This is a genomic window from Skermanella sp. TT6 (assembly GCF_016653635.2).
GTDB classification, from domain to species: Bacteria; Pseudomonadota; Alphaproteobacteria; order Azospirillales; family Azospirillaceae; genus Skermanella; species Skermanella cutis.
This window is the reverse complement of record NZ_CP067420.1, coordinates 3,965,081-3,990,447: the sequence shown is the minus strand read 5'-3', so window position 1 is coordinate 3,990,447 and position 25,367 is coordinate 3,965,081. Positions and strand designations below refer to the sequence as shown.

Below are 25,367 nucleotides of genomic sequence, written 5' to 3'. Positions count from 1 at the left end.
TGGTCACAGACAAGGGGCGAAGAAGCCAAGCCCTTGTTTCAAGACCTGAAACGTCTCTAGACCCGAAACAATTACGGTCAACGCACCGGGGCAAGATTTTCGCGAGGTTCGCGGACCCTGTGCTTTGCACCATTATGCACCAGCCGAGGAATATACAATGCAGCGTGTGATGGTCACCGGCGCCGGCGGTTATATCGGCACAACACTCGTCCCGATGCTGCTCGACCAGGGCTATGCCGTGCGCGCGGTCGACCGGTTCTTCTTCGGTCACGAGCTGCTGAAGTCCCACCCGGACCTGGAAATGGTCCGCGAGGACGTCCGCCGTCTCTCCGTGTCGGATTTCGCCGGGGTCGATGCGGTCATCGACCTGGCGGCCATCTCCAACGATCCCAGCGGCGAGCTGTTCCAGGACGTGACCTGGGCGGTCAACCATCGCGCCCGGGTTCGGTGTGCCGAGCTGGCCAAGCAGGCCGGCGTCAAGCGTTATGTCCTGCCGTCGTCGTGCAGCATTTACGGTTTCCAGCCCGACGGGGTTGTTGCTAACGAGGAAACGGCAACCAACCCGCTTACCACCTATGCCAAGGCCAACGAGCAGGCCGAGCACGGCGTGCTGCCGCTGGCCGACGACAATTTCACCGTCATCGTCCTGCGCCAGGCGACCGTCTACGGCTACAGCCCGCGCATGCGGCTGGACCTAGCCGTGAACGGCATGACCTTCGGCGCCTGGAAGACCAGCAAGCTGCCGCTGATGCGCGACGGCTCCCAGTGGCGCCCGATGGTCCATGTCCGCGACACCGCGTCGGCCCAGATGTTCATGCTGACCGCCCCCGCCGAGAAGGTGAACGGCCGGATCTTCAACGTCGGCTCCGAGGCCAACAACTATCAAATCGGCCAGCTCGCGCAGATCGTCGTGGACACCCTGCCGAACAAGGTCGAGATCGAGTGGTACGGCGACGCCGACACCCGCTCCTACCGCGTGTCGTTCGACCGGATCGAGTCGCTCGGCTGGAAGGCCCAGCGCGTCGCCGAGGACGGCATCCGCGAGATCGCCGCGAAGCTGGAGTCGGGAGAGCTGGACCGCACCACCGAGACGATCACGCTGGACTGGTACAAGAACCTGGTCAAGTGGCACGAGATCATCCGGAAGGTCGAGCTGTACGGCGGCATCTTCGATATCCCGGAAGCCGAGGCCGAGAGCCTGCGCCGTTCGGAGGCGGCTGAATGAAAGGGATCATCCTGGCCGGCGGGTCAGGGACGCGGCTTGCTCCCATCACCAGCGTGGTGAGCAAGCAGCTTCTCCCCGTCTACGACAAGCCGATGATCTATTACCCGCTCAGCACCCTGATGCTGGCGGGCATCCGCGACGTGCTGATCATCACCACGCCGCAGGACCGCGACCTGTTCGCCCGGCTGCTGGGCGACGGCTCCCGCTGGGGGATGAACCTCAGCTACGCCGTCCAGCCCAGCCCGGACGGGTTGGCCCAGGCGTTCCTGATCGGCAAGGACTTCATCGGCAACGACCCGGTGTCCCTGATCCTGGGCGACAACATCTTCTTCGGCTACGGCATCACCGACCGCCTCCAGCGGGCGGCCAAGCTGACCGACGGCAGCGTGGTGTTCGCCTACCAGGTGAGCGATCCGGAACGGTACGGCGTGGTCGCGTTCGACCACGACGGCCGGGTCACCGACATCGAGGAGAAGCCGGCCAAGCCGAAGTCCAACTTCGCCGTCACCGGCCTGTACTTCTACGACAGCGATGTCGTCGGCATCGCCAAGGACCTGAAGCCCAGCGCCCGCGGCGAGTTGGAGATCACCGACCTCAACCGCGTCTATCTGGATCGCGGCAAGCTTTCGGTCGAACTGCTCGGCCGGGGAACCGCCTGGATCGACACGGGGACCCACGACAGCCTCCTGAATGCAGGCAACTTCATCGAAGTGATCGAAGCCCGGCAGGGCCTCAAGGTTGCCTGCCCGGAAGAGATCGCCTGGCGCATGGGGTACATCACCGATAGCCAGCTTGCGGAGCTGTCCGCATCGCTGATGAAATCGGGATATGGAAAATATCTGCTTCGGCTGCTCGAGCAGGATTTCTCCGGCTGGCAGCCGGAGTTCAAGTCGGACAGCGAACACATCTGATTATCCGGGCGCCGTCGGCTGACGGCCGCCCTCCAGGGAGATTATCATGCAGCACAATCCGGAGATCCGGATCGGTGTCGTCGGCACCGGCTTCATTTCCTCGCATTTCATCATGGCGCTGGACCGGCAGAAAGGCTTCACGGCGTCGCGCGTCCTGACCCGCCGCCCGATCGAGGGCTGCGCGGGCTTCCCCCGGCCCGAGCTGCTGACCAACTCGCTCGCCGACCTGATCGAGAATTCCGACGTCGTGCTGGAATGCACCGGCGACGCGATCCACGCGACGGACGTCGTGGCCGCGGCGCTGAGCGCGAACCTGCCCGTGGTCACGATGAACTCGGAATTCCACATCACCGCCGGATCCTACTTCGTCGGCAAGGGACTGGTGACCGAGGCCGAGGGCGACCAGCCGGGCGACCAGGCGGCACTCCGCGAGGACGCGCTGGAGATGGGCTTCGAGCCGCTGGTCTATGGGAACATCAAGGGCTTCCTGAACCATGACCCGACCCTGGAGGACATGACCTACTGGGGCAACCGGAGCGGCATCAGCCTGCCGATGGTGACCTCCTTCACCGACGGCACGAAGGTCCAGATCGAACAGGCCTTCGTCGCCAACGGCCTGGGCGCCGAGATCGCGAAGCCTGGCCTGCTGGGCGTTCCCGAGGACGACTTGAAGGCCGGCGGCACCCAGCTTGCCGAGGCCGCGGACCGCCTCGGCAAGCCGATCAGCGACTATATCCTGTCGCTGAAGCTGCCTCACGGCGTTTTCATCGTCGGCAAGCACGATCCCCGCCAGAAGGGCGCGCTGCGCTACCTGAAGCTGGGCGACGGCCCCTACTACGTCATCCTGAAGCACAACATCTTCGTTCACCTGGAGATCCTGAAGACGATCAAGCGGGTCGTCAACGAGCGGCGGATCCTGCTGGACAACTCGGCCGCGCCGGTCGCCAGCGTCTGCACCGTGGTCAAGCGCGACCTGAAGCCGGGTGACCGGATCGCCTCGGGCATCGGCAGCTTCGACGTGCGCGGCGAGGCGGTTCGCATCGCCGACACCGTTGGCCATGTTCCGATCGGCCTGCTCGCCGATGCCGTGATCACCCGTCCGCTGAAGCGCGGCGACATCATCCGCATGGACGATGTCGAACTTCCGGACAGCCTGGCCCTCCGGGCCTGGAAGGAAATCGAGCGCTCGGTTCTGAACGCAGGCTACGGTCAGCCGGAGAAGCGGACCGCGATCGCATCCTGACCGACGGGAAATCCCTCCGAGGTATATACCAACGCACCCCGGAGGGAACCCGCGACCCGGCCCCAAATTGTTATGGGCATGGTTTCCGACGACTGACCGTGGCATCAACCGTGTGTTCAAAGGTACAACCGACGTATGCGTAACTTTTTCCGGAAGCGGCGTAATCCCCAGTTCGGTGAGGCCGGCGCAGGTGAGAATGTCCGGCCGGATCTGGACCCGCGCGTGACACCGTTCGGGCCGCGTCTTGTGTCCGACCTCGGCGATCCCGACCTGGACGACTTGGACCGGGACGACGGCGACGACGGGGATCCGGCGGCTTCCCGGCAGGGCGGGCTCGGTCACGCCGGTCATGCGGGCGAGGACCGGGGCCTGATGATGCGGTCCGCGTCCGACCTGCTGCATGCCCGGAAGGGAGACGACCACCCGGCGCCGCGGCCTCGGGGCGACGACGAGGAACTGGAACTGCCCCGCTTCTCGTTGCCGGTCGCCGGCACCTTGAGGTCGCGTTCCAGCGGGCATCTTCCCGGCCTCACCCCCGAACTCAACAAGGCGTTGCGCGAGGCCTTCACCCCGACCCGGCCGAAGCAGGAAGTCAATTCCCTGTTCGTCGGCAGGCTGAACACGCTGCGCCGCATCATCGCGGCGATCGAGGAGGAGCGGGCGCACGTCGTCCTGTTCGGCGACCGCGGCCGGGGCAAGACGTCGCTCGCCAACGCCATCCAGCAGATCGCCCAGCAGGCCGGTTACTTCACGCTGAAGCTGACCTGCAGCGCCGAACTGAGCTTCGAGGACATCTTCCGGAATTTCCTGAAGCGGATCCCAGGCACCTTCTACCGTTCCGAGGTGGACAACCCGTTCGCCGCCCGGCGCACCCTGGCGAGCTTCGACGAATTGCTGCCGACCGGCCAGTTCAGCGTGACCGAACTGAACGACGTCCTGGCCGAAATCCAGGGCGCCCACGTCCTGCTGGTGCTTGACGAATATGACCGGGTGACCAGCGAGGATCTGCGCAACAAGCTGGCGGAGCTGATCAAGAACCTGACCGACAGCTCGATCCCGGTGACCCTGTTCGTCGTGGGCGTGGCGGAAAGCCTGGATCAGTTGCTGGGCAAGCATCCCTCCATCCAGCGCTCCCTGGTCGCGGTCCACCTGCCGCTGATGAGCGACAAGGAGATCGACCGGATCATCCTGGCCGGCTCCGATGCGGCCGGGGTGGGGTTCAGCGAGGAGGTGCGCGACCGGATCGTGATGCTGGCCAAGGGGCTGCCGTACTACGCGCAGCTCCTGGCGCTCCACGCCGCGCGCAGCGCGGTCAGCCGGGGGGCCACCCATGTGAACGGCGGGGACCTCGCCTATGCCGTCGCGCGCTGCGTGCAAGAGGCGGAGCGCGGGATCGTGGAGGCGTACAACAAGGCTCTCGGCCCCGACCGCAAGGCGTCCTTCTCGGATGTCCTGTACGTCGCGGCTCAGTGCCGGTCCGACGAGTACGGCAGCTTCCATCCCGGGGACATGGCGCAGGTTCCGATCCGCGAGTCGGGCGAGCCCCTGCCGTTGCTGTCGCTGCAGTATCCCCTCAGCCGGCTGAGCGACGACGAGCGAGGCGGCGTCCTGCAGCGGATCGTCGAGCCCGGTGGCTTCCGCTATCGCTTCCGCAATCAGATGATGCGCCAGTACGTGCTGATGCGCCAGGCCAAGGAGCGCGGCCTGATCTGATGCGGCGCAGTGGTTCCGATTGATTCACCGTCGGCCTCGGCCGAAGGCCGAAGGCCGACGGCGCTCCGCTCCACGGGACTTGTCAGAACCGCTGCGCAGCACCGCTGGAGCTCTACCCGATCAGGTCGATCCGCCTGAGACGGCTGATCCGATGCGTTGCGCCATGGGCGCAACCTACGACCGTCGGCCCGCATCACCTCCGCCCTGCATCGAGCCGTAGGTTGCGCCCATGGCGCAACACAGTGCGTCGAGCAGAACGACAGGATGCAAGGACCGGCGCGGTTCCACCTGATCGGGTACCGCTCTAGTGGGTTTTGAAATAGACGTAGGCCGAGATCACCGCGGCCAGCAAGGCGAACAGGGCCGCCAGGACCAGGCAACTCATCAGGAACTGCCTGATCTCGCCTTGCTTCCAGGCGCTCCGCGCGAGCAGGGCCAGATAGGCCGCCACGAACAATCCGATTCCTTGCAGGAACGTCATCTCGGCCGGATGACCCCCGCCCGGCATTTCCTATGCCTCGTCACGGGCACATTTCCTTCTTATTTCCGCAACGGGCCTCACCCCTTCGGAGGTGTCCATTGGTCGAAAGTGTGCTCGAAAGGCCGCACCTCGCATGAATGCGGCGATGGCCGGGGTAATTCGCCTCAACCGAGTCTGGCGTAAATCGTAAATTTATATTAACCATATTTGCGACGGTTTGGCTGGCAGGGGCTGGGCGATCATATCCGGCACTCCTGGCGCGTGCCAGATCGAAGAACGTCCGTGGGTTCTCGACGACCGATGAAGACCGAAGCAGATGCCTGCGCTGCCAAGTCAACTTTGCTCAATTGGTGAATGTCGGCTCGATCCGATATTGACCGGAGCGATTGTGCAGTGCACTATATGCTTAATAGCACAGTAATCTGAAGTAACGCAGTGGGTTCGGATAAGATCGATCGTCCGCGGAAACGGAACTGGCTAGTCTTTTTTCGCGACGATACCTCGAAATTTCGGATGAGCAGGGCTGAGAGAATTACCCTTAACATTGGCGAGCTTTGGACCTATGTCTAATGCGCGCCCGGTTTATTCCAATGGGGAGATATCCTGTCAGTCGCCTCTGGGGTAAGTTCATCCGAAAGAGAGAAGAAGGTGCGACCTGGAAAGAGGCTGGACGGCCGGGGAATGGCCATCTGATCGATTAACCGGCGCAAGAAACAAGAACTACAAGTGCCTTTCAGCGCGGGAGCGGATTATGCAACGTATCGAAGCTTTTCTGATCGACTCAAACAAACTTTTCCGTGAGGGGCTGAAGCGCCTTCTGGACGACTCTCCGTTCCAGATCGTTGCCGAGGCGGGAAACCTTCGCGAAGGCGTGGCGATCGCCGAGTCCGGCCTGCGGCCCCAGCTCGTGCTGCTCGACCTGGTCAACGGCGGTGATGACGAAGCGGAAGCCATGCGCCGGCTGCGGTCGCTGCTGCCGGATACCCGGATGGTCGTGCTCACGACAGACCTGTGCACCCGCCGTCTGGCCAACGCCCTCGAGGCCGGTGCCGACGGTTACCTGATGAAGGATCTCTCGGCCGACGCGCTGGCGCAGTCGCTCCGTCTGGTGATGATGGGCGAGAAGGTATTCCCGACGCACCTCGCGGCCCTGCTGATCAGCGGCCGGGTGAACGGCAACGGGCTGGAAATGCCGATCTCCCGCAAGGGCCTGTCCCAGCGCGAGGTTCAGATCCTGCGCTGCCTGCTCAACGGCGACAGCAACAAGATGATCGCCAATCACCTGAACATCACCGAGGCGACGGTGAAGGTTCACCTGAAGAGCCTGCTGCGCAAGATCAACGCATCGAACCGCACCCAGGCCGCCATCTGGGCTCTGAACAACGGCATCGGAGGGGAACTGACCGGCGGCGCGGCGGCTTCCATCGCCTGAGCCCGACACGGATCTTCGCCTATGCCGCCCGGAACCGGCGCCCGCCAATGGGCGCTTGACCTTCGGGGGAAATGAATAAAAGAAGGCCGGCCTTCCGCCTATGCGGATGCCGGCCTTCTTTTCGTCCGCACCGGAATCGATCCCGGGATCCGGTCCCGTGGGATCAACCTTCGGAGCTTCGGACCGCGAGAGGCGGCGCTGACTCGGCGCTGCGGGCCTGCTCCAGGGACGGCTGCTGGCGGGCGGCGAACACGCCGGCTTCGGTCCGGTTGCGGAAATGCAGCTTCGACAGGACACTCCGCACCATCGACTTGATGACCGCTTCCGACAGGTCCAGCTGGTCCGCGATCGTCCTGTTGTTCAACCCCTCGCCGAGCAGCAGGAGCGTCTGGAACTCGACCGAAGACAGCCGGGGCAGCAATGTCAGCCTGATCTCGTCGACCCCGAGACGAGACAGGAACTGCTTGGGCATCAGGCAGTGCCCTTCAAGCCCGAGATCGATCAGCTCGTTGATCCTGTCGACGTTGATGTCCTGGAAAACCCAGGCGTCGGCGAAGGCGAGTATATGTGCCGCGTCGAGGAGTTCGCGGCTGCTCAGGACGACGACGATGCGGCTCCGGCGAGAGAGCCGCAGGTACACCATCGGCTCGTTCTCGCGCAATGCCGCGAACTGCTGGACGCCGATCAGGATCGCGTCAGGCGTTATGTTGCTCTGCTGCAGATCCGAGATGTCGTGGAACACCGAGATCCGGTGTCGGCCAGCGCTCTCCAGGGCCGATACGAGTGGCTCGGCGATCGTGTCGTCGTCAACGACGAGGCAGACATGCATGGGCGTCACTGTGTTCAACTTCTTATCATCCAAACCGGGGGCGAAGACCTGTCGGGTGGTCTGGTCGTTCGGCGCACGCATGGCACTGCTCTGAATTTCTGCCCGGCGCCGCAAGAGAGTGCGCCGTGCGGTGGTGGGTGGCAGGGCATCGGCTGATCTGTCGTCATCGTCAAGGTCTCAAAGAATTGACCACTGGGAGGAAAGAAACGAGACAACAAACATCAAATTTAGGCTGTTGAGCAAGCTAAAATCCAAAGTAGTTTCCTTTGGTTAATTTACAATATCGCAGGCATTGCGCTGCGGAAATATGGCAATGAGGTTATATTCCTGCTTATCGTGGCAACCCATCCGGTTGGGACTGGCGCAAAAGTGCGTGCTTCTGGCCAAGTTAGGTTGTGAGTTGCAGATTTGGTTATCTCCTTCGATTGTATCCGCGCTGGTCACGACAGGGGCGATATCTGACCTTCCATTCCGTTGCTACGTTACGTTCACGTTCGGCCATGCGACCGGCAAACGCCGAAAAGCTGAAATTGGGGCATTATTGGGGCGAAGCCGCATAACTATCTAAGCATTGTGGCGATCCGATGGCCCGAAATAAACTAGGCTTGCCCGGATACAGACGGTATAACCCCAATACACCCGATAAAGTGCAGTCTTGCTTGGATGGGCCGTTTTGGAGTAGGCGCTTCCTGCCAGCCATATCGGCCGGTGCCTTCGGACGAGCTTCGCGGATCCGCGACGTCGGGACGCCTGAACCTCTTACGGGTGTGCACTTTCGTCACGGTACTCCGAAAGGGGGATTCGGGTATCGATTGCTGTGCCTATTTGCGCTGTCGTCGTGCTATATCGTCTAACAATAGGAAACTGAATGTTCCCGGGCGCTTCGGGGCGAGTGGGCGGCAAGTCGATTTCCCGGACCGACGAGGGCAAGGGATCCGTCGAGCCTGGATCGGCACTGGGAAAGGTCGAGGCGCGGTCAAGCCGGGGGGCCATCCGAAGCTCATGTTGGCAGGTCGTTTTGGTCGGGAGAAATGTTCGGTGAGCTGAAATCGGCGGGCACTTCTTGTGCCAAAATCCCTTTGTAAACGTTTCTGTCGTATGGCGGTTGGCCGTCTTTGAGGTGCAGCGATGAAAATATTGATTGGCGACGACCATTTGCTGTTCAGGGAAGGATTGCGTCGTCTGCTGGAACAACTGAGTGCCGATGCGACCTTCACCGACGCCAGCACGTTCGATGAAGTACTGGAACTCGTCCAGAACGGCGGTGATACGTTCGATCTGATCCTGATCGATCTCCAGATGCCCGGATGGCCGGGCTTCTCCGGATTGGAGCAGGTCTGCACCGAGGCTTCGGACACCCCGGTCGTCGTGGTGTCGGCGTCGGAGAACCAGGCCGACGTCCGCAGTTCGCTGGATGCCGGTGCCGCCGGCTTCATCCCGAAGTCGTCGAGCGTCAAGATCATGCTCAGTGCCCTGAACCTCGTGTTCTCCGGCGGAATCTATCTTCCCCCTTCGGCGATCCATGCTGACGTCGCGGCCAAGGCGACTCCTATCAAGGTCGAGACGGAGCATGGCGGCGACCGGGGCTCCAACCATCACCAGTTGACCCAGCGCCAATGGGAGGTGTTGAACTGCCTGCGCGAAGGCAAGTCCAACAAGCAGATCGCCTATGAGCTGGGATTGTCCGAAGGGACGGTGAAGATCCACGTTACCGCCATCTTCAAGTCGCTCGGCGTCAAGAATCGGACCCAGGCGGTGATCGTCGCTTCGGAACTCCAGCGCTGATACCGGATCTAGCAGGTTCCGCCCTCGTGACGACAGGTGAGTGACAGCTTGATCGGATAGACTTCTTCAGGCCGCGCGGGCCGGTCACGGTCCCCGCGCCGGAAACGGCGAAACCTGGAGTAAACCTGATGCCGACGTCGGGTACGCGATCTTTCCTGTTATTCCGGCTTCCATCATGGCCGGTCCGGCGCCGCCCGGCGGACCCCGGCTTGGTCGCCGTGACGGCATGTTCCGCCTCGTCCGAAGGGGACCGGCGCCGGCCGGGCATCGGTACCGGCGGCCAGGGACGGACGGGGAGGAAGTGACCGGCATGGCGACATCGACTTCCCTGCCGAGCGGGGAGCCCGTGATCCGGACGGTCGCCATGCCGGCCGATACCAACCCGGCCGGCGACATCTTCGGCGGCTGGCTGATGGCCCAGATGGACCTTGCGGCGGGGAACGCGGCGGCCCGGCGCGCCCGCGGCCGCTGCGCCACCGTGGCGGCCGACAGCATGGTGTTCCATTCCCCCGTGTTCGTCGGCGACGAGGTCAGTCTTTACGCCGAGATCCTCCGCGTCGGGCGGACCTCCATGAACATCCGCATCGAGGCATGGCGGCGCAGCCGGGACGGCGACGATTGCTTCAAGGTGACGGAGGCGACCTTCACCTTCGTCGCGATCGACGAGAACCGCCTGCCGCGTCCGGTGCCCGCCGCGGCCTGAACCGGGACGGGAAACCCGATGCGCATCCTGATGGTGGAGGATACGGAGGATTTGGCCGACGCCGTGGTGCGGCGGCTCCGTCATCTCGGCTATGCGGTGGACTGGGCGCCCGACGGGGAAGCCGCCGAGGAGCTGCTGGCGCAGGAAACCTATCAGCTCGTGATCCTGGACATCATGCTGCCGGGGATCGATGGTCAGGCCTTGCTGACCAGGCTCCGCCGGCGGCGGGACCGGACTCCGGTGCTGGTCGTGACCGCCCGCTCCCAGGTCAACGTGAAGGTCGACCTGCTCGATCTCGGCGCGGACGACTTCATCGTCAAGCCTTTCGACCTGCGCGAACTCGAAGCCCGGTGCCGCGCCCTGTTGCGCCGGTCGCACGGCATCGCCGCCTCGGCGACGCAGTTCGGCAACCTGCTGTTCGACATGGCCGCGAAACGCGCGACGGTCGAAGGCCGGCCCTTGGACCTGAGCGGGCGCGAGTTCCGCCTGCTGGAACTGTTCCTGACCAACCTGGACAGCGTCCTGGGCAAGGACGACCTGCTCAACCGGCTGTTCAGCCTGGACCAGCCGGCGGCGCCCAATGCCATAGAACTCTATGTTTCCCGCCTGCGCCGAAAGCTCCAGGGGACTTCGGTGGAGATCCGCACCGTTCGGGGCCTCGGCTACGTGGCGGAAGTCCGTGCCGAAGCCTGACGGATTTTCGCTCAGGCGGCGCCTGCTGGTCCGCCTGTTCGCGGCGCTGGCCGTCCTGGCGGCAGGGCTGTTCGCCTTCGTCAACGCTTATGCGCAGCGGGCGGCGGACAGCGCGTACGACCAGCTTCTGCTGGCGGCCGCCCTGTCGATCGGCGACACGGTCAGGGTCGAGAACGGCCGGATCGCGGTGGACCTGCCGTACTCCTCACTCGGCATCCTCGCCATGGCGCGGCGCGACCGGATCTTCTACCGGATCACCGCGCCGGACGGGGGGCTCGTGACCGGATACGGAGACCTGCCCATAGAGGCCGGCGGCGAGCGCAACGGGCTCTTCAGCTTTCGGAACGCCTCGTACAGGGATGCGCCGGTCCGGGTCGCCGTGCTAGACCGGCTGATATCGCATCCTCAGCTCTCCGGCTGGGTCGGGATCGCGGTCGCCCAGACCCGGGAGGAGCGCGACGGGCTGGCCCATGACATCCTGGCCAACGCCTTCCTGCCGATCGCCCTGGCGGTCCTGGTCGGGGCGGGGCTGATCTGGTTCGGCGTCCGGCAGGCGCTGGCTCCGCTCGCCTACCTGGAGCAGGTGATCCGGGCGCGGCAGCCCCACGATCTTTCGCAGATAGCGATCCCACCGCCGGCCGAGGTCTCGCAGCTCGTCCACGCGATCAACACCCTCCTGGCGCGGCTTCGGGGCAACCTGGATACCATGCAGACCTTCCTGGCCGACGCTGCCCACCAGATCCGGACGCCGCTCGCCAGCCTTCGGCTCCAGGCCGAACTGGCGGCCGACGAGCCTGATCCCGACATGGTCCGGCGCTCGGTGCTGCGCATCCACCGCAACGCGGTCGAGGCGAGTCAGCTCACCAGCCAACTGCTCAGCCACGCCATGGTGATTCACAGGCACGAGGCGCTGGAGCCCGAAAGCGTCGATCTCGCCGCCCTGCTGGCCCAAGTGGTCCAGCGCGCCGATGCCGTCAGCGAGCAGGCCGAGGTAAGCCTGGCAATCGGCCAAGGCGCGGCGGAGGCACGGGTGCCGGGCGACCCGATCAGCCTCGTCGAAGCCTTCACCAACCTGGTCGACAATGCCGTCAAGTACGCTGGAGAGGGCGGTCCGGTCGAGGTGAGGATCGTGCTCCAGCCGGACGGCGGCGTGCGGGCCGAAGTGGCCGACCGGGGGCCCGGCGTTCCGGACGCCGAGAAGCAGCGGGTGCTGCAACGTTTCGGGCGCGGCAACGCCGGGATCGGAAAGGTCGGCAGCGGTCTCGGGCTCGCGATCGCCAAGGCCGTGGCGGATGCCCACGGCGCCGAACTCCGCCTGTTCGATCGGCCGGGCGGAGGGCTGGTCGTCCGGTTGGACTTCCCGCGCGGGTCGTCCCTGGAGCGACCTCGCGGGTCGGCCGTTCCGGCGGTGCTGCTCGCCGCGGCCCTGGTCTGTTGGGCGGCGTCGGACGCCGGGGCGGCCGAGACGGCCTATCCCGCGCCCGGCGGATCCCGGGAAACGCTGCGGATGGACGACGCCACCGACCTCGAGGCGATGGAGCCGCTGATCCGGGACTTCCAGGCGGCGGAGCCCGGCGTGACGATCGTCTATTCCGAACTGACCACCCGTGAGTTGTACATTTCTTCGCCAGCCAGGACTCCGTGCTGTTCAGCCACTTCCGGCAACTTGCCGCTACCCTGGGCAGCGTACGGGCGCGGCTGGCCTGCTGCAATGGCGACATCCTCGGGATGATCGGGCGTGGCGAGGTGCTGATCGGCTACAACGTACTGGGGTCCTACGCGAGGGCTCAGGCGGAGGCCGGGGCGCCGATCGGCATCGTCCTGCCGGAGGACTACACGCTGATCCCGTCGAGAGTCGCGATCATTCCGAAGACGGCGGGACGGGGGACCTGGCCGGCCGTTTCATCGACTGCCTGCTGTCGGAACGCGGGCAGCGGGCGATCGCCGGACGGTCGGCGCCGTACGCCCCGTCCCCCCGGATCGAGGGGGAGGCGACTTCGGCCGGAGTCCACCGGAGCACGGCGGGGCCGATCATCCCGATCACTCTCAGCCCGGCCCTGCTGGTATTCCTCGACACGCTGAAGCGCGACGACTTCCTGCGCCAGTGGCACCTGGCGTTCCAGGCGCCCTGACTGATCCCGATACCGGAGCGGGATTCTTTGATCTTCGCGCGACGCGTTGTAGACTGACGATCCACCGCACGTCCGGCGTTCCTGCCCGTGCTGCGGCGCAACAAAAGATAAGAATCGATCGGGAGCGAAAAGCCAGATGGCGGCACAATCGACGATTTGCGATTTCGGGTGGAAAGCCGTGGATTTCAGCCTGCCGGCCACCGACGGCGGACGCTACGGCTTGGCTGACATACGGGGGGCCAACGGCACGCTCGTCATGTTCATCTGCAACCACTGCCCTTACGTCAAGGCGGTGATCGACCGCATCGTCCGTGACTGCCGCGACCTGGAGGCGCACGGGGTCCGGGCCGTCGCCATCATGTCGAACGACACCGAACGGTATCCCGACGACGGCTTCGACAATATGAAGCGGTTCGCGGAACGGCACGCCCTGCCGTTTCCCTATCTGATCGACGAGAGCCAGCAGGTCGCCAGGGCCTATGATGCGGTCTGCACGCCCGATTTCTTCGGCTTCAACGCCGATCTGGAGCTGCAGTACCGCGGCAGGCTGGACGCCTCGAAGGTGCAGCCGGTGCCCAATGCCCGGCGCGAGCTGTTCGACGCCATGGTCCGCATCGCCGGGACGGGGCAGGGGCCGGCGGAACAGATCCCCAGCATGGGCTGCTCGATCAAATGGCGTCAGGCTGAGCCGGCGGGACGGTGAAACGGGTCCTGGGCATGCTCCGGGTCGCTATGCCGCCTTGACCGCCACCGGGCCGTCTGGTAATCGGCCCAACCCGGACGCATGAGGACCGGCGGACTTCGTCTGCCCGGAAAAAGCTATATGACCGATATCTTCCGCGAAGTTGACGAAGAGCTTCGCCGCGATCGATTGGAAAAGCTCTGGAAGCGGTACGGCGTGCTGATCGTGGTCGCCGTGGTCGCCGTCGTGGCCGGTACCGCGGGCTTCATCGCATGGCGCAACTGGCAGCAGTCGCAGGCCGAGACCCAGACCCAGCAGCTTGCCGACGCGCTTCGCCTCGCCGGCGCGCCGGATGGGCAGGGCGGTACCGCGGGCGGAAATCCCGAGGCCGCGGCCGATGCGCTCTCCGCCTTCGCGGGGCAGACCGGTGCCGGGCCGGGAACCCTGGCCCGCTTCTACGAGGCCGGGCTGCGCGCCCGCGAGGGCAACGGCGAGGCCGCCGTCTCGATCTACGACCAGCTGGCCCAGTCCTCGGGCGTGGCGCAGGTTTACCGCGATCTCGCGACGGTGCTGTCGGTGATGCATCAGGTCCAGTCCGGCGATCCGGGCCAGCTTCGCGCGCGGCTCCAGCCGCTGACCGCGGAGACCAGCCCGTGGCGCCATTCGGCCCGTGAGTTGACCGCCCTGCTGGCGATTCGCGCCGGCGACCGCGACACGGCCGCCAAGCTGTTCGCCCAACTCCAGGGCGATGCCTCCGCCCCGTCCGGTGTCCGCAGCCGCGCCACCGAACTCGCCGCCCTCTACGCTGTCGAGCCGCAATGACCCAACGCTGCGCCCAATCGCCTTCCCGGCCCGCTGGCCGGTCCGTCACCCGCTCGCCGAGCAGGCTGCTGGCCGCCGGCATGGTGACCCTGTCCCTGGCCGGTTGCGGCTCGGGAAGCTGGTTCGGCGACAGCGAGCCGCCGCCGCTTCCCGGCGAACGGATTTCCGTGCTTCGGCTGGAACGGCAGCTGGAGCCCGATCCGCGGCTGGCCGACCTCCGGGTCGAGCTGCCGGCGCCGACCGCGAACGCGGACTGGCCCCAGGCCGGCGGCAATCCCGACCATGCCATGGGCCATCTGGCCCTGGCGGCGCAGCCCCGTCAAGCCTGGACAGCCGACATCGGCTCCGGTTCCTCCAGCGACACGCGCCTGCTTGCCCAGCCGGTGGTGGCCGGCGGCCGGGTCTATACGCTGAACACCGATTACGAGTTGACCGCCTTCGACACCGCCACCGGCCGGCAGGTCTGGCAGGTCAGCGTCGAGCGCGAGAACGAATCCGGCGGCGCGCTGGGCGGCGGGGCCGCCTTCGCGGAAAACCGGCTGTTCGTGACCACCGGCTTCGGCGAACTCCTGTCGGTCGATCCGGCGACCGGTGCCATCGGCTGGCGCACCCGCGTTTCCGGTCCGGTACGGTCCGCGCCCTCCATCGCGAACGGCCGGGTCTTCGTCATCACGGTGGACAACCAGCTGATCGCCTACTCGGCCAACGACGGCGCCACCCTGTGGACCCACACCGGCATCCTTGAGACCGCGGGACTTCTCGGCGCCGCCAGCCCGGCGGTGGACGGGACGATCGTCGCGGCGCCCTATTCCTCCGGCGAGCTGTTCGCGCTGCGGGCCGAGAACGGCCGCGTCGCCTGGTCGGACAACCTGGCCGCCGTACGCCGGGTCGGAGCCCTGTCGAACCTCGCCGACATCCGCGGCATGCCCGTGATCGACCGGGGGCTCGTCGTGGCGGTCAGCCACAGCGGCCGCATGGTCGGCATCGACGAGCGGACCGGGGGACGCGCCTGGGAGCAGGAGATCGGCGGCGTCGATACGCCGTGGGTCGCCGGCGACTTCATCTTCGTGCTGACCAACGACAACGAGGTCATCGCACTCACCCGCCAGTCCGGTCGGGTGCGCTGGGTGGCCCCGCTGGCACGCTACGAGGACCCCCGGGATCGCAGCGGCCCGATCATCTGGACCGGCCCCGTTCTGGCCGGAGGGCGCCTGTGGCTGGCCAACTCCATCGGCGAGCTGGTGGCGCTGTCCCCCGAGGACGGGAGGGAGCAACAGCGCTTCGACCTGCCCGACGGCGCCTTCATTTCTCCCGTCGTGGCCGGCGGCACGCTTTACGTCCTGACGAACGACGGTACCCTGGTCGCCTATCGCTGAGGCGGCCGATTATTGGAGTGGTGGAGCCGTTCGCGGCTCCCTACATGGAAGCAATGTCTCTCACCGTCGCGATCATCGGCCGGCCCAATGTCGGCAAGTCCACCTTGTTCAACCGGCTTGTCGGCAAGAAGCTGGCGCTGGTGGACGACACTCCCGGCGTGACCCGTGACTGGCGCGCGGCGCCGGCCCGGCTGGCCGGCATCGACCTGACCGTGATCGACACCGCCGGGCTGGAAGAAGCCTTCGACGACAGCCTCGAGGCGCGCATGCGCCGCCAGACGGAGCGGGCGATCGAGGAGGCGGACGTCGCCCTGCTGCTGATCGACGCGCGGGCCGGCGTCACGCCGCTGGACCAGCACTTCGCGACCTGGCTCCGCAAGGGCAAGACCCCGGTCATCCTGCTCGCCAACAAGTGCGAGGGCAGGGCGGGTGCGCCCGGCCTCTACGAGGCTTTCGAACTCGGCCTGGGCGAGCCGGTGCCGATCTCGGCCGAACATGGCGAGGGCTTGGCTGAACTGGTCGAGGCCCTGCTGCCCTACGTGCCGCCCGAGGAGACCCAGCCGGACGCCGACCAGGAGGCCGAGGCCGGCACCGACCCGGAGGCACGCGAGGACGGCAGGCCCGAACCGGTGCGTCCGCTTCAGCTCGCGATCGTCGGACGGCCCAATGTCGGCAAGTCGACCCTGCTGAACAGCCTTGTCGGCGAGGAGCGGGTCCTGACCGGCCCCGAGGCAGGCATGACCCGCGACGCGATCACGGTGGAGTGGACCTATAGGGATAGGCCGATCCGGCTGGTCGACACCGCCGGAATGCGCAGGAAGTCGCGCGTCGACGACAAGCTGGAGAAGCTGGCCGTCGCCGATGCCCTGCGGGTGATCCGGCTTGCCCAGGTGGTGGTGCTGGTGGTCGACGCCGAGGCGATCCTGGACCACCAGGACCTGACCATCGCCCGCATGGTGCTGGACGAGGGGCGCGCCCTGGTCATCGCGGTCAACAAATGGGATACCGTGACCGACCGCGCCGGCACGCTGAAGCAGATCGACGACAAGCTGCAGTCGCAGCTCGCCCAGGTCCGCGGGATCCCTGTCGTGACCCTGTCCGCCCTCCGCCGTCAGAAGCTCGACGCCCTGCTCGACGCCGTGCTGGACATCTACGAGATCTGGAACAGGCGCGTCAGCACGTCGGACCTGAACCGTTGGCTGGCCGGCATGACCGAGGCGCATCCGCCGCCGGCGGTCGAGGGACGGCGGATCAAGATCCGCTATATGACCCAGGTGAAGGCTCGCCCGCCCACCTTCGCCCTGTGGGTCAGCAAGCCGCTCGACCTGCCGGAGACCTATATCCGCTATCTGGTGAACGGGCTGCGCGAGTCGCTCGACCTGCCCGGCGTGCCGATCCGCATGCTGACGCGCAAAGGAAAGAACCCGTATGCGGAGGAATAGGGCCGAAGTTGCCGCAAACTTCGGATAACTCCTTGTAATCGTTACCTCTTTTGAAACTTCTCAAGGGTATGGATCAGGTTTCCCGCCCCTATGGCGCGACCTGGCCAGGCCGTGCCGATGGGCAATCCCCTATCCGCCTCAGGGAAGATTTCGGAAGACCGATGAATACCCTCACCAACTTCAAGATCCAGACGAAGGTGTTCATTTCCTTCGGGCTGGTGCTCGCCGTGTCCGCAGGGCTGGGGCTTTTCGCCCTTGTCCGGCTGGCCGACATGAACGCGATGACGGAGCAGCTCAGGGATCGCTGGCTGCCCAGCACCGGCTATGTCGGGGAGTTCCTCACCGGGGCCAACGAGTACCGGACCTACGAGTCGGGCCACGTGTCCGAGGTGAACGTCGACCTCATGCTGGAGCGGGAACGTTTCGCCCAGGCGCTGGTCGAGCGGATCGAGGCTACCCGCAGGAAATACGAGGGCTTCGAGATCGCCGGCCGCGAACGCGAGGTCTACGAGCAATATCTGGCGGCCTGGAGCCGCTATGTCCAAGCGACGAAAACAGTCTTCGAGCTGTCGCGCGAAAGGCGGAAGGAAGAGGCATCCAAGGTCTTCCTGAACGATTCCCGCAACGCTTTCCGCGAGATGAAGAAACATGCCGAGGAACTGGTGCGGGTCACCATCGCCTCGGGGCAGGCGGTCGGCGACGTCTCTTCGGCGATCTATGGCATGACCTGGAAGCTGGTCGTGGCCGCGATGGTCGCGGCGCTGGTCCTGTGCAGCCTCGCGGGCCTGTTCCTGGTCGCCTCGATTTCGCGGCCGATCCGTGCGCTGTCCGAGACGATGGGGCTGCTTGCCAAGGGGCGGCTCGACACCACCGTGACCGGAACCGGCCGCCGCGACGAGATCGGGCGGATGGCTTCCGCCGTCCAGGTGTTCAAGGACGGGCTGGTGACGGCGAAGGAACTCCAGGCGGGGCAAGCCGCGGAGCAAGTCGCCAAGGAGCAGCGCTCCGCCCGGATCGAGGGTCTCATCCGCCAGTTCGAGCAGCAGGCCGTGGCGGTGCTCGGGGGCGTGACGGCGGCGGCGGACCAGCTCGACGATACCGCCCAGGGAATGACCGCGGTCGCGGACCGGACCATGCGCCAGTCCACCGCGTCGGCCGCGGCGGCCGAGCAGACCTCGGCCAACGTCCAGACCGTGGCCAGCGCCACCGAGGAGATGACGAGCACGCTCCAGAGCATCTCGCGCCAGGTGTCCCAATCCAGCATGGTCGCCACTTCGGCGGTGGAGGAGGCGGGCCAGACCAACGAGACGGTCCGCGGCCTGTCCGATGCCGCCCAGCGCATCGGGGAGGTGATCGGGCTGATCCAGACCATCGCCGAGCAGACCAACCTCCTGGCGCTCAACGCGACCATCGAGGCGGCGCGCGCCGGCGAGGCGGGCAAGGGCTTCGCGGTCGTGGCCTCCGAGGTGAAGAGCCTGGCGAACCAGACGGCGCGGGCGACCGAAGACATCACCACCCAGGTTTCCGCCATGCGCGAGGCGACCGGCGGGGCTGTCGACGCGATCCAGGGCATCGGCAGGACGATTTCCTCGATCCACGAGATCGCGACCAGCATCGCCGGCGCGGTGGAGGAGCAGAACGCCGCGACCTACGAGATCGCGCGCAACGTCCAGCAGGCTGCCCAGGGCACGCAGGAGGTTTCGGCCAACCTGGCGGAGGTATCCCAGGCGGCGGCCCAGACGGGCGCGGCGGCCAGCCAGGTGCTGGGGGCCGCCAAGGAACTGGGCAGGCAGGCGACCACCCTGCGCCGGGAGATCGAGCAGTTCCTGTCCGGAATCAGGGCGGCGTGATCCGAAGCGGCCGGGCGGTACCGCCGCCCGGCCGCAGTCGCCCGGTCGGGTCGGATAAGATCAGATCAGGTCAGGTTGTCTTCGATCAGCCGTTCGACGATCACGACGTCGCGCCAGATCCCGTCCAGCCTGCCGTGCTTCAGGTATGTCCCGACTTCGCGGAAGCCCACGGCGGCGCAGGCGCGGCGGCTGGCACCGTTCTCGGTGAAGATGCGGGACACCAGCTTCCAGTAGCCGGCATGGCGGGCCGCCTCGATCAGCCCGGCGAGCGCCGCGCGGCCGGCGCCCCGCCCGCGTTCGCCCCGGGCGACATAGACCGAGAACTCGGCGATGCCGCCGTAGCAGGCCCGGGACCGGTAGGACGAGGTGGAGGCGAAGGCGACGACCTTGCCGCCGTCTTCCACCACCACGATGGGATAAGGCCCGAGCGGGCCGGTCGCCTCGAACCAGGCCCGGATCTGCTCGACGGTCCGGGGTTCGGTTTCGAAGGTCCCGATCCGGTCGGCGATGCCCTGGTTGTAGATTTCAGTGATCGAACCGGCATCGGCCGGCGTGGCGGGGCGGGTCAGCATGGCGGCGGCTGGGAGGGAGCGGAGCCTGGGTCAGACGGAAACGACCTCGCCATGCACCTGGCAGGCGGGTTCGGCCAGTTCGACGAAGCGGTCCGTGATCTCCTCCGGGGCGGGGTGGATCATCGGGTCCTCGCCGGGAAAGCCGTGCGCCCGCATCTTGGTCCGCACCACGCCGGGATCCAGCAGGTTCACCTTCAGCGGCGAGAGCGCCACCTCCCGGGCATACATCCTGACCATCATCTCCAGCGCGGCCTTGCTCGCGGCATAGGCCCCGAAATAGGCCACCGGGCTGCGGGCCACGCCCGAGGTCACGAACATTGCGCGGCCCGCATCCGACCCGCGCAGGAGCCGGTCGAGGCTTCGGATCAGCCGGTAATTGGCCGTGACGTTGAGTGCGAAGACCTTCTCCCAGGTCTTCGGCGCATAGTGCGAAACCGGGCTGAGGTCGCCCAGCATGGCCGCATTCCCGACCAGGATGTCCAGCCGGCCGAACCGCTCGAAGATCGACTGGCCGAGCTGGTCGATCTTGTCGAAGTCCATCAGGTCCACCGGCACCAGCGTCGCCGTGCCGCCCTTGGCACGGACCCGGTCGTCCACCTCCTCCAGTCCCCCGACGGTACGGGCCGCGAGGATGACGTGGGCCCCCTCCGCGGCGAAGCGTTCCGCCACGGCGGCGCCGATGCCTCGGGAAGCGCCGGTGATCAGGGCGACGCGGTTCGACAGTCGGGATTCGGACATGAAGGCTGTTCTCGTGGTCTGATAGTCGGAGAGGATCAGCCGCGCGCTTCGGCGCGGTAGGTGATCTCGGAAGTTTCGCCGGGCGTGTCGCGGTCGAGCAGCGGGATCGGGTAGTCGCCGGTGAAGCAGGCGTCGCAATATTGCGGCCGGGCATTGTTTCGGCCGGGCTCGTTGACCGCCTTGTACAGGCCATCGATCGAGATGAAGGCCAGGCTGTCGGCACCGATATACTTGGCCATCTCGTCGATCGAGTATTTGTGCGCGAGCAGCTTCTCCTTCTTCGGCGTATCGACGCCGTAGAAGCAGGCATGGCTGGTCGGTGGGCTGGAGATCCGCATGTGGACCTCGCTCGCCCCGGCCCGGCGCACCATCTCGATGATCTTGATCGAGGTCGTGCCGCGGACGATGCTGTCGTCCACCAGGACGACGCGCTTGCCCTCGATCATGTGCCGGTTGGCATTGTGCTTCAGCTTGACGCCCAGGTTGCGGATCTGGTCGGTAGGCTCGATGAAGGTGCGGCCCACATAATGGTTGCGGATGATGCCCAGCTCGAAGGGAATGCCGCTTTCCGCCGCGTAGCCGATCGCCGCCGGCACGCCGCTGTCGGGCACCGGGATGACCACGTCGGCGTCGACCGCGCTCTCCCGCGCCAGTTCCATGCCGATGCGCTTGCGCGCCTCGTAGACCGAATTGCCCTCCATCACGCTGTCGGGCCGGGCGAAATAGATGTATTCGAAGATGCAGAAGCGGCGATGTTGCGGCAGGAAGGGGCGCAGGCTGTGGACGCCGGAACTGTCCAGGACGATCATCTCGCCCGGCTCCACGTCGCGGACGAAGTCGGCGCCGATGATGTCGAGCGCGCAGGTCTCGCTGCACAGCACGTGGCTGTCGCCCACCCGGCCCAGGACCAGCGGACGGACGCCCAGCGGGTCGCGCACGCCGATCACCATGTCCTTGGCCAGCGCGATCAGCGAGTAGGCTCCTTCCACCTGACGGAGCGCCTCGACCATGCGGTCGATCACCGACCCGCTTCGGGCCGTCGCCATCAGGTGGACGATCACTTCCGTGTCGGTGGTCGACTGGAACAGGCAGCCGCGCCGGACCAGCTGACGCCGGAGCATCAGCGCATTGGTGAGGTTGCCGTTGTGCGCCAGGGCGAACCCGCCGAACTCGAAGTCCGCGAACAGCGGCTGGACATTGCGCAGGACCGTGTCGCCGCTGGTGGCGTAACGGACATGGCCGATCCCGGCATGGCCGCGCAGCTTGGCGATGACCGACTGCGAGCTGAAATTGTCGCCGACCTGCCCCATGGCATGCTGGATATGATAGTGCTCTCCGTCGAAGGTGACGATGCCCGCCGCCTCCTGCCCACGGTGCTGGAGCGCGTGGAGACCGAGCGCCGCGACGGCAGCAGCCTCGCCGTGGTTGTAGACGCCGAACACACCGCACTCCTCGCGCAGTTTGTCGTCATCGAACGGATGGGTCGTCAACATGGGTGCTAAACCCTTTCGCGGGGTCTGTGAACGGTAGGCTGTCAGCGGTTGGTCTCGATCAGGCGGTCGAGCTCGGTTCGGTCCCGGTCTTTATACCCCGACTCGGGGGCCTGCGCACCCGCGTTCGTCGCCGCGGCCGGCGTCGGCCGGGGGGTGGACAGGCGCTTCAGGGCTTCCTCCTGGATCGTGCGGGTCGCCATGTCGGCCGCCGCCCTGGCCGAGGCGGCACCGGATGCTGACTGCGTCTCGACCGCCGATCCGGTCCGGCCGGGCACCAGGTTGCGCAGCATCTCGGCCCCGGTCTGGATCACCGGCATGGTTCTCGCGTCGCGCAGCCAACGCGGCTGTTCCGTGGGCGGGAAGACCCAGCTCACCGAGATATAGGCAAGGCAGACGATCACGGCACCCCGGGCGATACCGAAAACGAACCCGAGCGAACGGTCCACGGCACTGAGCGCGGAACCGCGGACGCCTTTGGAGATCTGGTGGCTGACGATCGACAGCAGGATCAGCGAGGTGACGAACACTCCCAGCCCGGCCACGGCCTTGGCGATCAGGTCCTTGGCGACGATCTGCTGGACCAGGGGGAGGACATGGGGAAACAGGTACAGGGTCGCGAAGGCGGCGCCGACCCAGGCGCCGACCGACAGCACCTCGCGGACCAGGCCGCGCGCGAAGGCCAGCAGGGCCGACAGCAGCAGGATGACGATGACGGCGATATCGGTCGGGTTGATAGATGTCGAGTCCATGTCGGGGATCCGTCACGTCATCTGGTGGGTCAGGGGAGGCATCAGGTGCGCCCCCGCCCGGCGGACGCCGCGGCGCGGGGTTCCTGGAACATCGGGATCAGGTCCTCCAGGTGCGCCAGTTCGATCCGGCGGATGCCGGCATCGCCCCGGCCGCCCGATTTCCGGCTGCGCTGGGTCGGCATCAGGGACTTCTCGAAGCCGAGCTTCGCGGCCTCCTTCAGGCGCACGTCGGTCTGGCTGACCGCCCGGATCTCGCCCGATAGCCCGATCTCGCCGAACACCACCGTGTCGGCCGGCACCGGCTCCCCGGTCAGCGACGACACCAGCGCCGCGGCGACCGCCAGGTCGGCGGCGGGCTCGCCGATCCGCAGGCCGCCGGCCACGTTCAGGTAGACGTCGTTGGCACCGATCGCGACGCCGCAGCGGGCCTCCAGCACGGCGAGCACCATGGCGAGCCTGCCGCTGTCCCAGCCGACCACCGCGCGGCGCGGCGTGCCGAGCGGGGAAGGGGCGACCAGGGCCTGGATCTCGACCAGCACCGGACGGGTTCCCTCCAGCCCGGCGAAGACGCAGGCGCCGGACACGTCGCCCCGCCGTTCGGCCAGGAACAGTTCGGACGGGTTCGACACTTCGGTGAGGCCGGAGTCCGTCATCTCGAACACGCCGATCTCGTCGGTCGGGCCGAAGCGATTCTTGACGGCGCGCAGGATTCGGAACTGGTGGCCGCGCTCTCCTTCGAAATAGAGCACGGTGTCGACCATATGCTCCAGCACCCGCGGGCCCGCGATCGTGCCTTCCTTGGTGACATGCCCGACCAGCACCAGGATGATGCCGCGCCGCTTGGCGACGCGGATCAGCTCCTGGGCCGAGGCGCGGACCTGGGCGACGGTGCCGGGCGCGCTGTCCAGCGTGTCCACATACATGGTCTGGATCGAGTCGATGATGCACAGGCCCGGGGCGTCGGCGGCATCAAGCGAGGCGACGATGTCGCGCACATTGGTCGCGGCGGCCAGTTCGACCGCGGACTCGCTGGTGCCGAGCCGGGAGGCGCGCATCCTGACTTGATCGACCGCCTCCTCGCCGGAGATATAGGCGCAGCGGAGGTTCCGGGCGAGGCTGCACACGACTTGGAGCAGAAGGGTGGACTTGCCGATCCCGGGATCGCCGCCGACCAGCAGCGCGGAACCCGGAACCATGCCGCCGCCGCAGACGCGGTCGTATTCCGCGATGCCGGTGATCCGCCTGGGGGCCTTTTCGGAAACGCCCTTCAGGTCGACGAAGTCGATCCGGCGGCCGGTGCCGGCGGTGCGGCCCAAGCCTTTGGGAGCGCTTTCCGGGACCGCCTCCTCCACCAGGGTGTTCCACTCGCCGCATGCGTCGCACTTGCCGCTCCACTTGGGAGAGCTGGCGCCGCAGGACTGGCAGACATAACGTGTGTTGGAACGGGCCAATGTAACCGGGTTCTCGACGTGTTTGCGGTGCGGCAACGGATAGCACGCGCGAACTTTCCGACCTATGGGAAACATTCGGCGCGAGCCATTGCCCCCGGGCTGTGCCCAGACCGGGAACAATCCTCAAATTGCTCGATGCTTATCGAAACAGGGTTTATTTAAGATGAACAGAACAGGAATACCAGAGCCCGATCCAGGATCGGGATCGCGGGTCAGGGTTGCATGACCTCCATCTGGATCGGCCCGTCGGCACGTCCGTGGATGAACTGGTCGACATAGGGATTGCCCGAATTGTCGATCTCCGACACCGGGCCGCTCCAGATGATCTTGCCCTTGTAGATCATCGCGATCCGGTCGGCGATCTTGCGCGCACTCGCCATGTCGTGGGTGATCGACAGGGCGGTGGCGCCCAGGTCCTTGACGCATTTGATGATCAGGTCGTTGATCACGTCGGCCATGATGGGGTCGAGGCCGGTGGTCGGCTCGTCGAAGAAGATGATTTCCGGCTGGGTGGCGATCGCGCGGGCCAGGCCGACGCGCTTCTGCATGCCGCCGGACAGTTCGGCGGGGAACAGGTCGGCTACTTCCCGGGCGAGACCGACCGCGGACAGCTTCTCGACCGCGATCTCCCGCGCCTTGCCCCGGGACATCTTCTCGCCCTGGATCAGCCCGAAGGCGACGTTCTCCCACACGGGCAGGCTGTCGAACAGGGCGGCGCCCTGGAACAGCATGCCGAACTTGCGCATCACCCGCTCGCGGTCGCGCGGGCGCAGGTTGGCGGTCTCCTCGCCGTCGATCTTGATCGAGCCGCTGTCGGGATGCATCAGGCCCAGCGCGCATTTCAGCATCACCGATTTGCCGGTGCCCGACCCGCCGATCACCACCAGCGATTCCGCGCGTCCGACTTCCAGGTCGAGGCCGTTCAGCACATGCTTGCTGCCGAAGGACTTGTGGAGGCCGGACAGCTTCAGCTTCGGCGTCCCGGCCTCGGCCCGGGCCCCGGGCGCCGCGTCGGCCGGCTTCCCCACTGCGGTATGTGTCATGG

22 protein-coding genes are annotated in these 25,367 nt (G+C 66.2%); 14 read left to right on the top strand and 8 right to left on the bottom strand.

What is annotated here, in order from left to right; all coding sequences use genetic code 11:
• Nucleotides 1–157 precede the first annotated feature (157 nt).
• The 4 genes from IGS68_RS18650 (at nucleotide 158) to IGS68_RS18635 (ending at nucleotide 5,092) form a co-directional block, all read left to right on the top strand.
• Nucleotides 158–1,225, top strand: a complete 1,068-nt coding sequence (locus tag IGS68_RS18650; protein ID WP_201072491.1) for an NAD-dependent epimerase/dehydratase family protein — start codon at nucleotides 158–160, stop codon at nucleotides 1,223–1,225.
• Nucleotides 1,222–2,136, top strand: coding sequence for a glucose-1-phosphate thymidylyltransferase RfbA (gene rfbA / locus IGS68_RS18645; protein ID WP_201072489.1), 915 nt, complete (start codon nucleotides 1,222–1,224; stop codon nucleotides 2,134–2,136). Before IGS68_RS18650 ends, rfbA begins: the two co-directional genes overlap by 4 nt.
• A gap of 46 nt (nucleotides 2,137–2,182) precedes the next feature.
• Nucleotides 2,183–3,379, top strand: a complete 1,197-nt coding sequence (locus IGS68_RS18640) for a hypothetical protein (RefSeq protein ID WP_201072487.1) — start codon at nucleotides 2,183–2,185, stop codon at nucleotides 3,377–3,379.
• A gap of 222 nt (nucleotides 3,380–3,601) precedes the next feature.
• Nucleotides 3,602–5,092, top strand: coding sequence for an AAA family ATPase (locus tag IGS68_RS18635; protein ID WP_247880965.1), 1,491 nt, complete (start codon nucleotides 3,602–3,604; stop codon nucleotides 5,090–5,092).
• 304 nt (nucleotides 5,093–5,396) lie between these two features.
• Here IGS68_RS18635 and IGS68_RS18630 read toward each other — a convergent pair whose 3' ends face one another.
• Nucleotides 5,397–5,573 carry a hypothetical protein gene (locus IGS68_RS18630; RefSeq protein WP_201072485.1) on the bottom strand — a complete coding sequence of 59 codons (177 nt, stop codon included), beginning with the start codon at nucleotides 5,571–5,573 and terminating at the stop codon, nucleotides 5,397–5,399.
• 751 nt (nucleotides 5,574–6,324) lie between these two features.
• Here IGS68_RS18630 and IGS68_RS18625 point away from each other — a divergent pair.
• On the top strand, nucleotides 6,325–7,005 hold the full coding sequence (locus tag IGS68_RS18625) for a LuxR C-terminal-related transcriptional regulator (protein WP_158044510.1): 681 nt from the start codon (nucleotides 6,325–6,327) through the stop codon (nucleotides 7,003–7,005).
• Between the two features lie 163 nt (nucleotides 7,006–7,168).
• On the opposite strand, the gene IGS68_RS18620 is transcribed toward IGS68_RS18625, so the two are convergent.
• Entirely contained in the window at nucleotides 7,169–7,843 is a 675-nt protein-coding gene (locus IGS68_RS18620) for a LuxR C-terminal-related transcriptional regulator (RefSeq protein ID WP_247881394.1), read from the bottom strand.
• A 1,119-nt stretch (nucleotides 7,844–8,962) separates the two neighbouring features.
• Here IGS68_RS18620 and IGS68_RS18615 point away from each other — a divergent pair.
• The 9 genes from IGS68_RS18615 (at nucleotide 8,963) to IGS68_RS18575 (ending at nucleotide 19,319) form a co-directional block, all read left to right on the top strand.
• Complete coding sequence (locus IGS68_RS18615) at nucleotides 8,963–9,619, top strand: LuxR C-terminal-related transcriptional regulator (protein WP_201072483.1); 657 nt, start codon at nucleotides 8,963–8,965, stop codon at nucleotides 9,617–9,619.
• A 310-nt stretch (nucleotides 9,620–9,929) separates the two neighbouring features.
• The gene (locus IGS68_RS18610; RefSeq protein ID WP_201072481.1) at nucleotides 9,930–10,322 is read left to right on the top strand and encodes an acyl-CoA thioesterase; all 393 of its coding nucleotides are present in this window, start codon (nucleotides 9,930–9,932) and stop codon (nucleotides 10,320–10,322) included.
• A gap of 18 nt (nucleotides 10,323–10,340) precedes the next feature.
• Nucleotides 10,341–11,015 carry a response regulator transcription factor gene (locus IGS68_RS18605; protein ID WP_201072479.1) on the top strand — a complete coding sequence of 225 codons (675 nt, stop codon included), beginning with the start codon at nucleotides 10,341–10,343 and terminating at the stop codon, nucleotides 11,013–11,015.
• The gene (locus tag IGS68_RS18600) at nucleotides 11,002–12,747 is read left to right on the top strand and encodes a sensor histidine kinase (protein WP_247880964.1); all 1,746 of its coding nucleotides are present in this window, start codon (nucleotides 11,002–11,004) and stop codon (nucleotides 12,745–12,747) included. Before IGS68_RS18605 ends, IGS68_RS18600 begins: the two co-directional genes overlap by 14 nt.
• 578 nt (nucleotides 12,748–13,325) lie before the next feature.
• On the top strand, nucleotides 13,326–13,850 hold the full coding sequence (locus IGS68_RS18595) for a thioredoxin family protein (RefSeq protein ID WP_371821791.1): 525 nt from the start codon (nucleotides 13,326–13,328) through the stop codon (nucleotides 13,848–13,850).
• A gap of 120 nt (nucleotides 13,851–13,970) precedes the next feature.
• Nucleotides 13,971–14,651, top strand: coding sequence for a tetratricopeptide repeat protein (locus tag IGS68_RS18590; protein WP_201072470.1), 681 nt, complete (start codon nucleotides 13,971–13,973; stop codon nucleotides 14,649–14,651).
• Nucleotides 14,648–16,027, top strand: a complete 1,380-nt coding sequence (locus IGS68_RS18585; RefSeq protein ID WP_201072468.1) for an outer membrane protein assembly factor BamB family protein — start codon at nucleotides 14,648–14,650, stop codon at nucleotides 16,025–16,027. Before IGS68_RS18590 ends, IGS68_RS18585 begins: the two co-directional genes overlap by 4 nt.
• A gap of 53 nt (nucleotides 16,028–16,080) precedes the next feature.
• Nucleotides 16,081–17,469, top strand: coding sequence for a ribosome biogenesis GTPase Der (der, locus tag IGS68_RS18580; protein WP_201072466.1), 1,389 nt, complete (start codon nucleotides 16,081–16,083; stop codon nucleotides 17,467–17,469).
• Nucleotides 17,470–17,630: 161 nt separating this feature from the next.
• The gene (locus IGS68_RS18575) at nucleotides 17,631–19,319 is read left to right on the top strand and encodes a methyl-accepting chemotaxis protein (protein WP_201072465.1); all 1,689 of its coding nucleotides are present in this window, start codon (nucleotides 17,631–17,633) and stop codon (nucleotides 19,317–19,319) included.
• A 65-nt stretch (nucleotides 19,320–19,384) separates the two neighbouring features.
• Here the strand turns inward: IGS68_RS18575 and IGS68_RS18570 are convergent, their stop codons facing one another.
• The 6 genes from IGS68_RS18570 to IGS68_RS18545 all read right to left on the bottom strand — a co-directional run bounded on the left by IGS68_RS18570 (nucleotide 19,385) and on the right by IGS68_RS18545 (nucleotide 25,365).
• A complete protein-coding gene (locus IGS68_RS18570) occupies nucleotides 19,385–19,891 on the bottom strand; it encodes an arsinothricin resistance N-acetyltransferase ArsN1 family A (RefSeq protein ID WP_201072463.1) in 507 nt (168 codons plus the stop codon).
• A gap of 30 nt (nucleotides 19,892–19,921) precedes the next feature.
• Nucleotides 19,922–20,629, bottom strand: coding sequence for an SDR family NAD(P)-dependent oxidoreductase (locus tag IGS68_RS18565; protein WP_201072461.1), 708 nt, complete (start codon nucleotides 20,627–20,629; stop codon nucleotides 19,922–19,924).
• A 35-nt stretch (nucleotides 20,630–20,664) separates the two neighbouring features.
• Nucleotides 20,665–22,122, bottom strand: coding sequence for an amidophosphoribosyltransferase (gene purF / locus IGS68_RS18560; protein WP_201072459.1), 1,458 nt, complete (start codon nucleotides 22,120–22,122; stop codon nucleotides 20,665–20,667).
• A gap of 41 nt (nucleotides 22,123–22,163) precedes the next feature.
• Nucleotides 22,164–22,871 carry a CvpA family protein gene (locus tag IGS68_RS18555; RefSeq protein WP_201072457.1) on the bottom strand — a complete coding sequence of 236 codons (708 nt, stop codon included), beginning with the start codon at nucleotides 22,869–22,871 and terminating at the stop codon, nucleotides 22,164–22,166.
• Between the two features lie 41 nt (nucleotides 22,872–22,912).
• Nucleotides 22,913–24,322, bottom strand: coding sequence for a DNA repair protein RadA (gene radA / locus IGS68_RS18550; RefSeq protein ID WP_201072455.1), 1,410 nt, complete (start codon nucleotides 24,320–24,322; stop codon nucleotides 22,913–22,915).
• Between the two features lie 212 nt (nucleotides 24,323–24,534).
• On the bottom strand, nucleotides 24,535–25,365 hold the full coding sequence (locus IGS68_RS18545; protein WP_201072454.1) for an ABC transporter ATP-binding protein: 831 nt from the start codon (nucleotides 25,363–25,365) through the stop codon (nucleotides 24,535–24,537).
• Nucleotides 25,366–25,367 lie beyond the last annotated feature (2 nt).